The organism is Streptomyces sp. CB02959 (assembly GCF_002803155.1).
Classification (GTDB): domain Bacteria; phylum Actinomycetota; class Actinomycetes; order Streptomycetales; family Streptomycetaceae; genus Streptomyces.
Window position 1 is genome coordinate 79,245 of the sequence record NZ_NNBP01000021.1, and the last position, 15,480, is coordinate 94,724.

Genomic DNA, 15,480 nt, shown 5'->3' on the forward strand with positions numbered 1-15,480 from the left:
GGGTCCCGCTCTTCCCGGTGTCGGGGGAGGGCGGGACCCGGACCGGTTGTGTGGGCGGCCCGGTCCGGCCCGTTTCAGACCGCGACGGGGGCCGCGCCGAAGTGCGACCGGAGTGCCTCGGTGATCGCCGCCGCCGCGGACTCCGGCGGGGCCGCCACCGCGACGTAGCCGTCCGGGCGGATGAGGAAGACGGTGGGGGTGGTGCCGTAGGCGGCGCGGAGGTGGCCGTCGGGGTCGAGGAGGTCGGGGGTGGGGCCGCCGACGTGGACGGTGCGGAGGGGGGTGGTGCCGGCGGCCTCGGTGAGGGCGGTGGTGTCCAGGTCCGGGGCGTCGAGGGCGAGCACGGTGAAGTGCGGGCCGCGGAAGACGTCGAAGAGGTGGGTGGGGGTGCCGTCGGCGGTGGTGCAGGGGGCGTCGGGGGCGCGGTCGCCGGCGGTGCGGGCGCCCTCGGCCAGGTCGGTGCGGAGCTCGCGGGTGAGCGGGCTGTCCGGGTAGCCGATGCCGAGTTGGTGCAGCTCGCGGCCGCGGTGGAGGCTGCCGGAGCGGTGCAGCCGGGTGCTGGTGGCGAGGATGTCGGCGGCGATCGGGCGGCGCTCGGTCTCGTAGGTGTCGAGGAGGGCGTCGGGGGCGCCGTGCCGGAGCACTTGGCCGAGCTTCCAGCCGAGGTTGTAGGCGTCCTGGACGCTGGTGTTCAGGCCCTGGCCGCCGGCCGGGGAGTGGATGTGCGCGGCGTCGCCGGCCAGGAACACCCGGCCGTGGCGGTAGGTGTCGACCATGCCGGCCTTGGGGCGGTAGACGGACGTCCACAGCACCTCGCGGACCTGGTCGCGGGTGAGGTGGGTGTGCGTGGCGATCAGGTCGCGGATCGCCTCGTGGGAGGTGTCCGGCTCGGCGGTGGCCGCGGCGGCGAGCATCTGGAAGTCGTCGGTGCCGGCCAGCGGGAGGAGGCCGAGGAAACCGCCGCTCGGCAGCGTCCAGCGGTGCCAGTGGTCGCGGTCGAGGCCGTCGAGGCGGACGTCGGCGAGGACGGCGTGGCCCGGGGCGAGCTCCGGCCCGGTCATCCGGACGCCGAGCTGCTTGCGGACGGTGCTGCCGCCGCCGTCGCAGGCGACCAGGTAGCGGGCCCGGACGGTGTGCACGGCGGCGTCGGGCCCGGTCAGGCGGGCCGTGACGCCGTCGTCGTCCTGGGTGAAGTCGGTGAGTGCGGTGGCCAGTCGGACGCTGCCGCCGAGGTCCCGCAGGCGGTCGTGGAGCAGTCGGACGTTGCGCCACTGGGGGAGCATCAGGCCCTCGGAGTGGGGGGTGGAGGGGGTCGGGGCGACCCGCTCGACCATCTCGTGGGTGCGGACGATCCGGCCGTCCTCCCACAGCGCCATGGGCGGGTAGACGCCGCCGGCGGCCCGTGCGGCGGGGAGCACGCCGAGGTCGTCGTAGACCTCCTGGGTGCGCGGCTGGACGCCGGTGCCGCGGGCGCCGGGGGAGAGGGTGGTCTGCCGCTCGACGATCAGGGTGGTCACGCCCCGGCGGGCGAGGTCGATGCCGAGCGCGAGGCCGGTCGGGCCGGCGCCGGAGACGAGGACGTCGACGGGCGGCGCGGTGGCGTCCCCGGCGGTGGCCTCGAAGGTGCCCTCGGTGAGGTGGGCGAAGGTTTCCTTAACGCTGTTAAGTGCCATGCCTTTGAGGCTGCCCTTAACGGTGTTAAGTTGTCAACATGGCTTCGCGCATTGACCGGAAACTGGTGGTGGAGACCGCCCTGCGGCTGCTGAACGAGGGCGGGCTGGACGGCCTGACCCTCCGGCGGATCGCCAAGGAGCTCGACGTCCAGGCCCCGGCGCTCTACTGGCACTTCAAGAACAAGCAGGAGCTGCTGGACGAGATGGCGACCGAGATCTTCCGGCGGCTGTTCCGGTCGACACTGCCCGAGGGCGGGCCCGGGGCGGACGGCCGGTGGCCGTCCTGGCAGGAGATGGTGGTGCGCACCTGCGCCGCGCTCCGCCGGGAGCTGCTCACCTACCGCGACGGCGGCAAGGTCATCGCCGGGACGCGGATGACGGACGACAGCTTCGCCGCCCCGCTGGAACTCTTCCTCAGCCACTTCACCGCGTCCGGCTTCACCCTGTCCGAGGCGGCCCGCGCCTGGTGGACCGCGTACAACTACACGGTCGGGCTGGTCATCGAGGAGCAGTCGGTGCACCCCGACCCCGAGCACCGGGAGGTCCGCGACCCGTCCTACGACCTCGACGAGCGGGAGCGCCGACTGGGCGCGGAGTACCCGCTCGCCGCACGGGCCGGGCGGACGCTCTTCGCGGACCTGGGGGAGGCGTTCGAGGCCGGGCTCCGGATCATCGTCGCCGGCATCGAGGCCGACTACGTGCAGGCGCGGGGGCGTTGACGGGAGTGTGGGGCGGGCCGGGCCCGCCCCGCCGGTGAGCGGTCAGCGGCGCGGGTCGATCGCGCGGCGCAGCCGCGGGGTCAGCGGACGCTCGACCCACCGGTGGAGCACCCACGCCAGCAGCAGCATCAGGCCGACGGTCAGCAGGAACGTGGCGTACGAGGGGAGCCCGGCGCCGCGGTGCAGCACGCCGATCACGACCCAGCCCAGGTGCTCGTGGACGAGGTAGAAGGGGTAGGTCAGCGCCCCGGCGACGGTCAGCCAGCGCCAGTTCGCCCAGCGGAGTGCGCCCAGGGCGACGGCGGCGACCGCGGTGAAGCCGAGGGTCACGATGGCGATGATCACGGTCGCCGAGCGGTAGGAGAAGGCGTGCGCGGACGGCGCGTGCCACAGGCCGGCGACCGCGTAGTGCTGGCCGATCAGCCAGCTGACCAGCACGATCGTCCAGGCGACCGGATCCCGGGGGCCGAAGCGGTGCAGCAGGTACAGGCCCACGCCGCCGATGAAGAACGGGGCGTACTGCGGCATCAGGACGGTGTTGAGGAACGGGTCGTGGGCGGACTGGGCCAGGGCCGCGGCCAGCGTCCAGCCGGCGCAGAACAGCACGACCCGGCCGCGGGTGGCGCCCGGCAGCACCACGCACAGCGCGAAGAGGGCGTAGAAGCGCATCTCCGCCCAGAGGGTCCAGCAGACGCCGAGGACCCGGTGCACGCCCAGCGGGTACTGGAGCATGGTGAGGTTCGTCAGCACCTCGCTCGGCGAGAGCGCCTTGAAGGCGACCCAGGGGAGCGCGAAGACCGCGGTGACCAGGAGGATCGCCACCCAGTACGCGGGATACAGGCGGGAGACGCGGCTCGCGATGAACGACCGCAGGGTCCGGCCCCAGCCGCTGAGGCAGATGACGAAGCCGCTGATGACGAAGAAGATCTGGACGCCCAGGCACCCGTAGGCGAACGCGCTGGAGGCGTAGGGGAACTGGTGGGCCGGGGAGCCGCCCCAGGCCCGGGAGATGTCGCCGTTGCGGCCGCCGTAGTGGTACGCGGCGACCATCAGGGCGGCGAGCAGCCGCAGTCCGTCCAGGGCGCGCAGCCGGGCGGCGCCACCGCTCCGGCCGCGGCCCGGTATCGCGGTGTCCCGGGCGGCGGCCGGACCGGCGCCCGGCGCGCCGGCCGCGGTGCGGTCCGGCGCCACGCGGGGCGCCCCGGCCGCCGGTGAGGTGGTGGTCATCAGGCGGCGGTCCGCTTCTTCAGTCGGCGCTGCACGGCCCGGGCCCGGCGCGCCACCCGGCGGACCGCGGCATTGCGCGGGATGAACGACAGCTGGGACGGGAGCGCGCCGGGCAGCGCCAGCGCGGTGAGCCGGCGGCGCTTGAAGTAGCGCCGGGTGAGCGGGCTCAGATGCGCCGCCAAGTAGCGTTCGGCGGCCGGTCGCAGATGCGGGTAGATCTGGTGCTGCATCGCGTAGCCGACGGCGGTGACCAGCGGGGCGACGTCCTTCGGGGTGGTGACGGTGCGCGGCCGCTCGCCGCGGTCGGCGAGGTCCGGCACCAGCGCGTCCACCAGCGTCACCGGCACCCGGTTGCTGTTCTGATACGGCGTCAGCCGCTCCAGCAGCAGCCCGGTGCCGGTCCGGGCCACCGGCAGGCCGTAGAAGACGGACGCGGTCAGCAGCGCGGTGGAGAAGCAGCCGACCACCAGCGCCGGCCGGGCCCGCTGGTAGAGGACCTCGGCGAGCACCGGCCGGTCCAGCACGGTCAGCGAGACCTCCAGCTTCTCGGCCTCCCGCTCCAGCAGCCGCGACCAGCGGGCCGGCGCCGACGGGTGCGGTTTGAAGACGATCTCGCGGTGGCCCCGCTCGACCGCCCCGCGCACCATCCGGACGTGCAGCTCCTCTTCCTCCTGCGGGGTGAGGATGGACAGCGCCGAGAGGTACTGGCCGAGCAGCAGTGCCGCGCCCTCAGGGACGTCGGCCGGACCGTCCGGCGCCTCGTCGTCGGCGAGTTCGGCCAGCACCTTGGTGAAGGCGGCGGTCGGCACGGTCACCGGCTCGACCCCGAACTCGGTGAGCAGCAGCGGCTTCAGGCCCGGCACCAGGTCCAGGTGCAGCAGCCGGTCGATCCGGGTGCCGACCAGCGGGTCGAGCTTGTTGCGGGTCGGGCCGTAGCTCATCAGCCCGTCGGCGTAGACGTCGACGGGCGCGCCGGGGAACAGCTGCGCCAGCGCCAGCGCCGGGTTGACCTGGATCGACTCCACGACCAACGCGACCTCGTCGTCGCCCAGTTCCCACAGAAGCCGCAGCTGCCGCTCCCACAGCGGGACGTCGTCGGGGCGCGGGGACCAGCCGCCGGGGTGGAACGGGCGGATCGTCTCGTTCCAGGACAGCACGCGGTCGAAGCGGTCGCGCAGCCGCGCGAAACCGGGCATCGCGTCCAGCGCCGGGGTGGTCTCCGGGGTCGTCGCGTTGTTGCTGATCAGCAGCAGTCGGCGGTCGGCCGGTGCGAACAGGTCGGCGTCCAGGGCGGCGGCCAGGGTCGCCGCGCCGTAGAGGGTGGACGCCAGAAAGATCTGGGTACGGGGCCGGTCGGGCATCAGGCGGCGACCTCCGCCGGGGACGGGCGGCGGCGCAGCCGCCGCAGCCGGGACGCGCGCTGTACATCCATGGAATCCAGGGCTTCCTTCAGTACGTCCTGCGGCATGCGTTTCATGGCCGCGGCGCTCATCGCCCGCAATTTACGGGCGACCGGTGGCTCGAATCGTTCGATCGAGCCGAGATGGTGGGAAATGATCGCGCAATACGTGCGCACCGCCTTCGGCAACAGCAGATGCGCGTCGCGGTCCCGCGCCGTTTCCTCGATCACCTGATCGAAAGCACGGATGAAGTCCAATTGCCGGACATCTCCGATCTGGGTCAGCGAGGATGCCACTCCGCGCCGGTAGAAAACCCCCAGCAGACCGGTCACCGCCATGGATTTCGCCTCGCGGTGCAGCCGCCAGATCCACGGCCGGTCCTCCGCGGTGCGCAGCCCGTCGGTGAAGTGCAGCAGCCCGTCGTCGAGGAGCCGGCGGTGGTAGATCCCGGCCCAGGCGTACGCGTAGTCCACCGAGGTGGAGCGGTCGGCGGGCAGGATCAGGCTCCGCGGATCCATCACCACCCCCCGGCGGCCGTGCGGGACCCGGTGCACGGTGCGCGTCCGGGCGGTGCACTGGACGTGGTCCGTGCGGACGAAGTCGCACCCCAACTCCTCGATGACGGAGAGGAGTTCGGGGAGGTAGCCGGGGGCCAGCCAGTCGTCCCCGTCGAGGAAGGCGAGGTATTCGCCGCGGGCCGCGTCCAGTCCGGTGTTCCGGGCGGTGGCCAGGCCGCCGTTCTTCTCGTGCCGCAGCACCCGGGCGCCCGGGAGGTCCGCCGCGGCACGCATGAGGATCTCCGGCGTCCCGTCGCGTGAACAGTCGTCGACGAGCAGGAATTCGAAATCCTCGCGAGAGTTCGCCGCCAGGCTTTTCAGAGTATCGGGCGCGTATGTCTGCACGTTGTAGAACGGCACGACGACGGAGAGCTTAACCACCCCCGTGACGTTAGGGGTGGCGCCCGGCATTCGTCTTGACGCGGCGCGTACTTGGCGGTGAACGAAGAATGGCGGGATGGTTAACCAGGCCGGTGACCGGTCGGTATCCGGGCGGTATCCGAACGGTATCCGGGTGGGTTGGGTATTCGTCGGTCGGCTGTTAACCCGTTGTTGCTCCTCAGTTGGCCCGCCAACCGTCGCGCCTTCCTAGCGTCTTCGACGTGCCATCACGTACCCATTCCGCACCGCGGGTCGCGGTGCTCGCCGACTCGGACACCCGGTGGAAGTGGGGCGCCCTGACCGCCCGCCGACTCCAGCCGGACGCCCGGCTCGACGGCTACCTGCTCCGCGGTCGCGCCACCCCCACCGTCCGCCAGCTCGGCGAGGTCGGCGCCCGCGCGGACTCGCTGCGGGAGATCCGGGGCGTCGACTTCCTCGACCTGATGGAACGCGGCGCGCACACCGGGGACCGCACCGGCTACGACGTCCTGGTGCTGGCCTGCGTCGGCGGCGCCGTCCAGGCGATGCTGCACGGACTGCGGCACGCCTGGCGCGCCCAGGCCCCGGCCGGCGGCCGCCGCCCCGTCGTCGTCACCGGCTACGTCGGCGTGGTCTACGAGAAGCTCGCCGACGGGCTGCTGCTGCGGCACGGCGCGGACGTGGTGCTCGCCAACTCCCGGCACGACGCGGACCGGTTCCGCGCCGTCTACCAGGGCGTCGGCGCACCGGACGACGGCGTCGTGGAGTGCGCGCTGCCCTTCCTCGGCGGCGCCCCCTACGAGGCCCCGAACACCCCGTACACGGTGGTGTTCGCCGCCCAGCCCTCCGTCCCGGAGAACCGCGAGGGGCGAACGTACCTGCTGCGCAGGGCAGTCGAGCACGCCCGCCGGCACCCCGACCGCGAGGTGCTGGTCAAACTCCGCAGCAAGCCCGGCGAGCACACCACCCACATCGAGGAACTGCCCTACCAGAAGCTCGCCGCCAGGCTCCCCGGCGGCCTGCCGTCCAACTGCCGCCTGGTGTACGGCAACATGGGCGAGGTCCTGGACCGCACCGACCTGATGGTCACGGTCAGCTCCACCGCCGCCCTGGAGTCGCTGCACCGCGGCATCCCCACCGCCGTCCTCACCGACCTAGGCATCCGCGAGGCGCTCGGCAACCACCACTTCCTCGGCTCCGGCTGCCTGGCCTCCTGGGACGAACTCGACGCCGGCCACCGCCCGGAGCCCCGTCCGGAGTGGCTGGCCCGCCAGGGCGTCGCCGCGGACGGGACATACGCGACCGCCTTCGACGCCGCCCGCGACCGGGTCGCCGCCCTGGCCGCCGCCGACCACCTGCCGCCGCTCACCCCGTACTACACGCCCCGCACCGCCCCCGGCTACCTGCCCGGCATCCTCGCCCGCTACGGCCTGGACCCGCAGGGCGCACCGCTCGCCGGGCACGTCGAGTCGGCCCAAGAGGCCGCCGGGCTGCGGAAGTTCGCCCGCGACACGGTGCGCGAGGCGGCCCGGGGCGCCTACCGGCACGGCGTCCAACGCGTCGCACCCGCCATCCGCCGCTGGGGGCAACTGTGAGCGACGCCGGAAGAAGCGAACGCCCCGGCACCGTGCGCGACGCGCGGCGCAGCGGCACCCGACCAGGAACCGCGACCGCCCCCCGCCCGACCAAGGAGAGCCCCATGCCCCCCACCGTTGTGGCCGTCATCCCCGCCCGCGGCGGCTCCAAGGGCGTCCCCGCCAAGAACCTCGCCGCCGTCGGGGGCGTGCCCCTGGTGGCCCGCGCGATCCGCGAGTGCCGGGCCGCCCGGCTCGTCACCGACGTGGTCGTCTCCACCGACGACGCCGGGATCGCCGCCGCCGCCCGCGGCGCCGGCGCGGTGGTCATAGCCCGCCCCGGCGAGATCGCCGGCGACACCGCCACCAGCGAGGCCGCGGTCCGGCACGCCATGGACGCCTACGAGGCCGAACAGGGCCGCCCGGTCGACGCGGTGCTGCTCGTCCAGTGCACCAGCCCGTTCCTCACCAGCGAGGACATCGACGCGGTGGCCGCCGCGGTCGTCGAAGCCGGCGCCGACAGCGCACTGACCGTCGCCCCCTTCCACGGCTTCGTCTGGCGCGACGCCGATGCCGCGGTCGCCGCGGAGAGCGCCGCCGACGGCGGCCACGGCGTCAACCACGACAAGTCCTTCCGGCCGCGCCGCCAGGACCGCCCGCAGGACCTGCTGGAGACCGGCGCCGCCTACGCCATGGACGCGGCCGGCTTCCGCACCAGTGGCCACCGCTTCTTCGGCCGCACCGAACTGGTCCGCACCGACCCGGCCCGGGTGCTGGAGATCGACGACCCGCACGACCTGGCCCGCGCCCGCGCCCTCGCCCCGCTCCTCGACGCTCCCCCTGGCTTCGCCGGGGGGACCCCCACGCGCCCCGGCGCCCTGCCGACCCGCGAGGACGTCGACGCCGTCGTCCTGGACTTCGACGGCACCCAGACCGACGACCGGGTCCTGATCGACGCCGAGGGCCGGGAGACCGTCGCCGTGCACCGCGGCGACGGCCTGGGGATCGCCGCGCTCCGCCGCGCCGGGCTGGACCTGCTGATCCTGTCCACCGAGCAGAACCCGGTGGTCGCCGCCCGCGCCCGCAAGCTCAAGGTGCCCGTCCTGCACGGCATCGACCGCAAGGACATCGCCCTCAAGCAGTGGTGCGAGGAGGCCGGGGTCACCCCCGACCGGGTGCTCTACGTCGGCAACGACGTCAACGACCTGCCCTGCTTCGACCTCGTCGGCTGGCCGGTGGCGGTCGCCTCCGCCCACGACGTGGTGCGCGGCGCGGCCCGCGCGGTCACCGCCACACCCGGCGGCAGCGGCGCCATCCGCGAGATCGCCGGCTGGCTCCTGGGCCCGTCCCTCACCCCCTGATCCGCCCCCCGTTCCACCACCCTCGAACAGAACGAAGGAACCTCCCATGAGCAGCGACTCCCGCTTCCGCTCCCTCGGCGACCGCCCGGTCGGCCCCGGCCGCCCCGTCTACGTCACCGGCGAGATCGGTATCAACCACAACGGCGACCTGGAGAACGCCTTCGCGCTGATCGACGCCGCCGCGGACGCCGGCTGCGACGCGGTCAAGTTCCAGAAGCGGACCCCGGAGATCTGCACCCCGCGCGACCAGTGGGACATCGAGCGCGACACCCCCTGGGGCCGGATGACCTACATCGACTACCGCCACCGCGTGGAGTTCGACGAGGACGGCTACCGCGCCATCGACGAGTACTGCAAGAAGCGCGGCATCGCGTGGTTCGCCTCCCCCTGGGACGTCGAGTCCGTCGCCTTCCTGGAGAAGTTCGACGTGCCCTGCTACAAGGTCGCCTCCGCCTCGCTCACCGACGACGAGCTGCTGCGCGCCCTGCGCGCCACCGGCCGCACCGTCATCCTCTCCACCGGCATGTCCACCCCGAAGCAGATCCGCCACGCCGTCGAGGTCCTGGGCAGCGACAACATCGTGCTCTGCCACGCCACCAGCACCTACCCGGCCAAGGCCGAAGAGCTCAACCTCCGCATGATCCACACCCTCCAGGCCGAGTACCCCAACGTCCCGATCGGCTACAGCGGCCACGAGACCGGCCTGCAGACCACCCTCGCCGCGGTCGCCCTCGGCGCCACCTTCGTCGAGCGGCACATCACCCTCGACCGCGCCATGTGGGGCTCCGACCAGGCCGCCTCCGTCGAGCCGCAGGGCCTGACCCGCCTGGTCCGCGACATCCGCACCATCGAGGAGTCCCTCGGCGACGGCGTCAAGAAGGTCTACGAGAGCGAGCTCGGCCCGATGAAGAAGCTGCGCCGGGTCACCGGCGTGATCGCCGAGGCCGAAGCCGCACAGGACGCGGACGCCGAGACCGCCGCCGACCGCGCGCCGGCCGCCGTCTGACGGGCCGAGCGGAGTTCGCGACGTGAACTCACCCGAAGGGACCCGCGCCGCCGGCGCCGCGGTCCCACCCCGGGAGGCGGCGGGGACTCCCGCCCGCCGCCTCCCCGGGGTGCCCCGGCAGCGCAACCGGACCGAACCCAGCGGTGACGACATGAGACCCGCCCCCACCGACACCGACACCGGCACCCTCGCCTTCGTCGAGAGCCCGGTGCAGCTGCTGAACGTCCTCGAATGGGCGCACAGCGCCAGGGCCGCCGCCCTCACCGTCGTCGTGCTCTCCCCGCACGACCCGATGACCCGCGGCCAGCTGCGCCGGATGGCCGAACTCGCCCGCGACGAAGGCCACACGGTGCGCTGGGAGGAGGCCCGCGGCGGCGCCACCGCCCCGCTGCGCACCATCGGCGGCCTCACCCCGCTCCTGCGCCGGGCCCGCCGGGTCGTCCTCGGCGACCCCTTCTCCCGCTACGTCCAACTCCTGCTGGCCCTGACCCGGGCCCGCGACCTGGTCGTGGTCGACGACGGCACCGCCACCATGGAGTTCATCGGCCAACTCGCCCGCGGCGAACGGCTGGTGCGCTGGCACCGGCACGGCGCCGGGCGCCGCCCCCGCGACCTGCTCTTCGCACCGTTCGCCGCCACCGCCCGCCGCCGCCTGACCCCCGGCCCCGAGGGCGCCCGCCGCCGCACCGTCGCCCTCTTCAGCTCGATGCCGGTCGAGGTGCCCGAGGGCATGGCGGTCACCGCCAACGACTTCGCCTGGACCCGCGGCCGCTTCGGCCCGCCCCGCCTGACCCGCACCGCCGACATCGTCGGCACCTCGCTCGTCGAGACCGGCGTGGTCGACACCGACCGCTACCTGGCCGCGGTCGCCCGCCTGGCCCGTACGCACGGCGCCACCCGCTACTTCGCCCACCGCCGGGAACGCACCGGCAAGCTCCACCGACTGGCCACCGAGACCGGCCTGGAGGTGGTCCGCCCCGACCTCCCGCTGGAGCTGATCGCCCGCCGCGGCCCGGTCGGCCGACTGGTCCTCAGCTTCCCCTCCACCGTCGTGCACACCCTGCCGCTGGCCTTGAAGGGCACCGGAGTGCAGGTCGCGGTCTGCGACATCGACCCCGCCTGGCTCACCGCACACGCCTCGCCCCGCGCCCAGGGCTTCCTCGACGACGTCACCGGCACCGCCCGGGACGTACAACGGCTACCGGGACGACCGGACCTGACAGCGGAACCTGAGGGCAGAACCTGAGGCCAGAACCCGAGGGCAGAACCTGAGAGCAGAACCTGAGAGCAGAACCTGACAGGGAGCGATAAAGCCCTCGTTCATACCCCTCTCAAAATCCGTCCATGCACCCAGCTGCCTAAAATTTCTTCCCCTGACGGGCTGAACTTTTGTTGATCGAGGGCCAGTTGCCCTGTTGGGGCCCGTAACCTTCAACGGGTGAACCAACTGATGTCCCACCCCGCCGACGACCCGCTCGCCCCCGCCCTGCCCGGCACGCTCCCCGAGGCACTACGCGCCGAACTCGTCGCGTTCCGCCGCGACTTGCACATGCACCCCGAGCTCGGCAACCAGGAGTTCCGGACCACCGCGGCGATCAAGGACCGCCTGGAGCGGGCCGGGCTCCGCCCCCGGGTCCTCGCCACCGGCACCGGCCTCGTCTGCGACATCGGTACGGTCGACGGCACCCCGGGCACCTCGGTTGGTGAGTCGCTCGCCTTCCGTGCGGACATCGACGCCCTCCCCATCCCCGACACCAAGACCGTCGACTACGCCTCCACGGTCCCCGGCCGCGCCCACGCCTGCGGCCACGACGTGCACACCACCGTGGTGCTCGGCGCCGGCCTGGTCCTCGCCGAGCTGGCCCGCCAGGGCCGGCTGCCCCGCCCGGTGCGGCTGCTCTTCCAGCCCGCCGAGGAGGTCCTGCCCGGCGGCGCCGCCGAGGCCGTCGAGTGCGGGGTGCTGGACGGCGTCGGGCAGATCCTCGCCGTGCACTGCGACCCGCGGGTGGACGCCGGCCGGATCGGCCTGCGCACCGGCCCGATCACCTCCGCCTGCGACCGGCTGGAAGTCACCCTCGAAGGGTCCGGCGGCCACACCGCCCGCCCGCACCTGACCACCGACATGGTCACCGCCGCGGCCCGGGTCGCGGTCGACGTGCCGGCGCTGATCGCCCGCCGGGTCGACGCCCGGGCCGGCCTCGCCATCACCTGGGGCCGGCTGGAGACCGGCCACGCCTGCAACGTCATCCCGCAGCGGGCCGAGCTCTCCGGCACCGTGCGCTGCCTGGACCTGAACGCCTGGCGGCAGGCGCCGGACCTGGTCCACGCCGCGCTCGACGAGGTCGCCACCCTGCACGGCGCCAAGTCCCAGATCGACTACGTCCGGGGCGTCCCCCCGGTGGTCAACGAGGCCGCCAGCGTCCAGCTGCTGCACGACGCGATGGTCGCCCGGCGCGGCGTCGACGCCGTCGAGGACACCGAGCAGTCCCTCGGCGGCGAGGACTTCTCCTGGTACCTCGAACACGTCCCGGGCGCCATGGCCCGGCTCGGCGTCCGCCCGCCCGGCGAGCTGAGCAGCCTCGATCTGCACCGCGGAGACTTCGACGTCGACGAGCACGCGATCACCGCCGGGGTGGAGCTCTTCACCGCGGCGGCACTGCTCTGAGCCCCGTGGAGCGCATAAATCACGCCACACCCCGCCAGTACGGGCGGCCGGCCCCGCGCCGGCCGCCCGTTGCGTTTCCCGGTCGCGCGCTGAGAGACGAATCGATAACGGCAACGCAGTGGAGGGTTTTGCGCCAGGTCTACGCGCGTTAATCTCCCGACAAGCCAGCGCCACTGGGGGCGCTTACAGCGAAGGGAAGGCCCCGTGCGTCGGGTTATCAGGGTTGTCGCCGCGGCCACCGCCACCGCGTGTCTCGCGCTCACCGCCACCGCCTGCGGACAGAGCTTCGCCGAGGCCAACCGCGCCACCCACGCGGGTGTCGGGCTGGCCTTCGACATCGGCGGCCGGGACGACCACTCGTTCAACGAGGCGGCCGCCCGCGGTACGGAGAACGCCCGCAAGCAGCTGGGCATCAAGGTCAAGATGCTCACCGCGAAGAACGGCGAGACCGAGGCGGACCGCGAGCAGCGGCTGACGTCGTTCGCCGAGGCCGGGTACAACCCGGTGATCGGGGTGGGCTTCGCCTACAGCCAGTCCGTGCAGAACGTCGCCAAGGACTTCCCGGACACCACCTTCGGCGTGGTCGACGCGGTGCCGACCGGCAAGAACGTCGACGCGATGGTGTTCGCCGAGCACGAGGGGTCGTACCTCGCCGGGGTCGCGGCCGCGCTCAAGAGCAAGACCCACAAGGTGGGCTTCATCGGCGGCGTGAACAACGCCCTGATCCAGAAGTTCCAGGCCGGCTTCGAGCAGGGCGTCCGCGACACCGACCCGAAGGCCAAGGTCGTCTCGCAGTACCTGTACCCCAACAACGACAAGGGGTTCAACGACCCGGCCGCCGCCAAGGCCAAGGCCCAGGGCATGCTCGACAGCGGCATCGACATCATCTACTCGGCGGCCGGCCAGTCCGGCGCCGGCTCCATCGAGGCGATCAGCAAGGCCAAGGGCGCCTGGGCGATCGGGGTGGACTCCGACCAGTACCGGCAGCCGGGACTGGCCCGCTACAAGGACCACATCCTGACCTCCGTGGTGAAGAACGTGGACGTGGCGGTCTTCGACCTCATCAAGAGCTGCGAGCAGCACAAGCCGCTGACCGGCATCCACACCTACGACCTGAAGCACGGCGGTGTCTCGCTCGCCACCTCGGGCGGCTTCATCGCGGACATCCAGCCGCAGATCGACGCGGCCCGGAAGAAGATCATCGAGGGTCAGGTGAAGGTCAAGGAGACGCCGAAGTCGTAGCCTCCCGGGGCCGGGCCGCCGGCCCACGCCCCCCTTCTCCCCGCTCCGTCCCCATCTCCTTCCGCTCCTTCGTCCCTGAGGGGAGTGCGCCATCAACGCAGCGCCCACCAGCAGCAGCCCGCCCGGCCAGGACGCCCCTGCTGTAGAACTCCGCGGGATCACCAAAAGGTTCCCCGGCGTCGTGGCCAACCACGACATCCACCTCACGGTCCGCCGCGGCACCGTCCACGCCCTGTGCGGCGAGAACGGCGCCGGCAAATCGACCCTGATGAAGATCCTCTACGGCATGCAGAAGCCGGACGAGGGCACCATCGCGCTCGACGGCGAACAGGTCTCCCTGCACTCCCCGGGCGACGCCATCGCCCGCGGCATCGGCATGGTGCACCAGCACTTCATGCTCGCCGACAACCTCACCGTCCTGGAGAACACCGTCCTCGGCGCGGAGAAACTGCACGGCATCGGCGCCGGCGCCCGCGCGAAGATACGGGAGATCTCCGACGCCTACGGGCTGAACATCCGGCCCGACGTGCTCGTCGAGGACCTGGGCGTCGCCGACCGGCAGCGGGTGGAGATCCTCAAGGTCCTCTACCGGGGCGCCCGGACGCTGATCCTCGACGAGCCGACCGCGGTCCTCGTCCCGCAGGAGGTCGACGCGCTCTTCGACAACCTCCGCGAGCTCAAGTCCGAGGGCCTGACCGTCATCTTCATCTCGCACAAGCTGGGCGAGGTGCTGTCGGTCGCCGACGACATCACCGTCATCCGGCGCGGCACGACGGTGGCCTCCGTCGAGCCCGCCGGGACCACCCCCAAGCAACTCGCCGAACTCATGGTCGGCAGCGAACTGCCGTCCCCGGAGACCCGCGAGTCCACCGTCACGGACGAGGAGATGCTGCGGGTCGACGACGTGCGGCTGTCCGCCACCGACTCCGACGGCGTGGTCCGCACGGTGCTGGACGGCATCTCGTTCACCATCCGCAAGGGCGAGGTGCTGGGCGTCGCCGGCGTCGAGGGCAACGGCCAGGCCGAACTGGTCGAGGCCGTCATGGGCACCCGTACGCCCGACGGCGGGACCATCACCCTCGACGGCACCGACCTGTCGCGGTCCTCCACCCGCGCCCGGCGCGAGGGCGGCATCGGCTACATCCCCGAGGACCGGCACCGGCACGGCCTGCTGCTGGACGCCCCGCTGTGGGAGAACCGCATCCTCGGCCACGTCACCGAGCGCCCCAACAGCAAGGGCAGGCTCCTCGACCTGGCCGGCGCCCGCAAGGACACCGAGCGGATCGTCGCCGAGTACGACGTCCGCACCCCCGGCATCGAGGTCACCGCGGCCTCGCTCTCCGGCGGCAACCAGCAGAAGCTGATCGTCGGCCGCGAGATGAGCCACCACCCCAAGCTGCTGATCGCCGCCCACCCCACCCGCGGGGTCGACGTCGGCGCGCAGGCCCAGATCTGGGAGCAGATCCGCGCCGCGCGCCGCGAGGGCCTGGCGGTCCTGCTGATCTCTGCCGACCTGGACGAGCTGATCGGGCTGTCCGACACCCTGCGGGTGATGTACCGGGGCCGGCTGGTCGCGGACGCGGACCCCGCCGTGATCACCCCGGAGGAGTTGGGCTCCGCCATGACCGGTGCCGCCAGCGGCCACCTCAGCGCGTCGGACGACACCGCCGCCGCCCAAGGGGGTGGCGAGAAGTGA

Annotated in this window: 12 protein-coding genes; 8 read left to right on the top strand and 4 right to left on the bottom strand. The window is 72.9% G+C overall.

The features are described from left to right. Positions 1-74: 74 nt before the first annotated feature. Positions 75-1,673: an FAD-dependent monooxygenase gene (locus tag CG747_RS30180; protein WP_100605009.1), complete on the bottom strand. Its 1,599-nt coding sequence runs from the start codon at positions 1,671-1,673 to the stop codon at positions 75-77. 38 nt (positions 1,674-1,711) lie between these two features. On the opposite strand from CG747_RS30180, the gene CG747_RS30185 reads away from it, so the two are divergent. Further along, positions 1,712-2,392, top strand: a complete 681-nt coding sequence (locus CG747_RS30185; RefSeq protein WP_100605010.1) for a TetR/AcrR family transcriptional regulator C-terminal domain-containing protein — start codon at positions 1,712-1,714, stop codon at positions 2,390-2,392. A gap of 42 nt (positions 2,393-2,434) precedes the next feature. Here CG747_RS30185 and CG747_RS30190 read toward each other — a convergent pair whose 3' ends face one another. Genes CG747_RS30190 through CG747_RS30200 form a run of 3 tightly spaced genes read right to left on the bottom strand, consistent with a single transcriptional unit; the run spans position 2,435 to position 5,957 of the window. Next, positions 2,435-3,619 (bottom strand): acyltransferase, encoded by a 1,185-nt coding sequence (locus CG747_RS30190; RefSeq protein ID WP_100605011.1) that lies wholly within the window; start codon positions 3,617-3,619, stop codon positions 2,435-2,437. Further along, positions 3,619-4,980, bottom strand: a complete 1,362-nt coding sequence (locus CG747_RS30195) for a polysialyltransferase family glycosyltransferase (protein ID WP_100605012.1) — start codon at positions 4,978-4,980, stop codon at positions 3,619-3,621. The genes CG747_RS30190 and CG747_RS30195 overlap by 1 nt, the downstream gene beginning before the upstream one ends. Then, on the bottom strand, positions 4,980-5,957 hold the full coding sequence (locus tag CG747_RS30200; protein ID WP_100605013.1) for a glycosyltransferase family 2 protein: 978 nt from the start codon (positions 5,955-5,957) through the stop codon (positions 4,980-4,982). The genes CG747_RS30195 and CG747_RS30200 overlap by 1 nt, the downstream gene beginning before the upstream one ends. Positions 5,958-6,214: 257 nt before the next feature. Here CG747_RS30200 and CG747_RS30205 point away from each other — a divergent pair, with 257 nt between their 5' ends. From CG747_RS30205 to CG747_RS30235, 7 genes are all read left to right on the top strand, one after another. Next, a complete protein-coding gene (locus tag CG747_RS30205) occupies positions 6,215-7,531 on the top strand; it encodes a DUF6716 putative glycosyltransferase (RefSeq protein WP_100605014.1) in 1,317 nt (438 codons plus the stop codon). Between the two features lie 104 nt (positions 7,532-7,635). Beyond that, a complete protein-coding gene (locus CG747_RS30210) occupies positions 7,636-8,871 on the top strand; it encodes an acylneuraminate cytidylyltransferase (RefSeq protein ID WP_100605015.1) in 1,236 nt (411 codons plus the stop codon). A gap of 46 nt (positions 8,872-8,917) precedes the next feature. Further along, entirely contained in the window at positions 8,918-9,877 is a 960-nt protein-coding gene (locus CG747_RS30215) for an N-acetylneuraminate synthase family protein (RefSeq protein ID WP_100605016.1), read from the top strand. A 151-nt stretch (positions 9,878-10,028) separates the two neighbouring features. Next, positions 10,029-11,123, top strand: coding sequence for a hypothetical protein (locus CG747_RS30220; RefSeq protein ID WP_100605105.1), 1,095 nt, complete (start codon positions 10,029-10,031; stop codon positions 11,121-11,123). A 204-nt stretch (positions 11,124-11,327) separates the two neighbouring features. Then, positions 11,328-12,542 carry an amidohydrolase gene (locus CG747_RS30225; protein ID WP_100605017.1) on the top strand — a complete coding sequence of 405 codons (1,215 nt, stop codon included), beginning with the start codon at positions 11,328-11,330 and terminating at the stop codon, positions 12,540-12,542. A gap of 204 nt (positions 12,543-12,746) precedes the next feature. Then, the gene (locus tag CG747_RS30230; RefSeq protein WP_100605018.1) at positions 12,747-13,784 is read left to right on the top strand and encodes a BMP family protein; all 1,038 of its coding nucleotides are present in this window, start codon (positions 12,747-12,749) and stop codon (positions 13,782-13,784) included. A gap of 181 nt (positions 13,785-13,965) precedes the next feature. Then, positions 13,966-15,480 carry an ABC transporter ATP-binding protein gene (locus tag CG747_RS30235; protein WP_180985759.1) on the top strand — a complete coding sequence of 505 codons (1,515 nt, stop codon included), beginning with the start codon at positions 13,966-13,968 and terminating at the stop codon, positions 15,478-15,480.

Bases quoted from the DNA above. Each gene is read 5' to 3' on its own strand.
- CG747_RS30210 (WP_100605015.1), top strand. From the start codon at position 7,636: ATGCCCCCCACCGTTGTGGCCGTCATCCCCGCCCGCGGCGGCTCCAAG.
- CG747_RS30195 (WP_100605012.1), bottom strand. From the start codon at position 4,980: ATGCCCGACCGGCCCCGTACCCAGATCTTTCTGGCGTCCACCCTCTAC.
- CG747_RS30185 (WP_100605010.1), top strand. From the start codon at position 1,712: ATGGCTTCGCGCATTGACCGGAAACTGGTGGTGGAGACCGCCCTGCGG.
- CG747_RS30180 (WP_100605009.1), bottom strand. From the start codon at position 1,673: ATGGCACTTAACAGCGTTAAGGAAACCTTCGCCCACCTCACCGAGGGC.
- CG747_RS30215 (WP_100605016.1), top strand. From the start codon at position 8,918: ATGAGCAGCGACTCCCGCTTCCGCTCCCTCGGCGACCGCCCGGTCGGC.
- CG747_RS30225 (WP_100605017.1), top strand. From the start codon at position 11,328: ATGTCCCACCCCGCCGACGACCCGCTCGCCCCCGCCCTGCCCGGCACG.
- CG747_RS30190 (WP_100605011.1), bottom strand. From the start codon at position 3,619: ATGACCACCACCTCACCGGCGGCCGGGGCGCCCCGCGTGGCGCCGGAC.
- CG747_RS30220 (WP_100605105.1), top strand. From the start codon at position 10,029: ATGAGACCCGCCCCCACCGACACCGACACCGGCACCCTCGCCTTCGTC.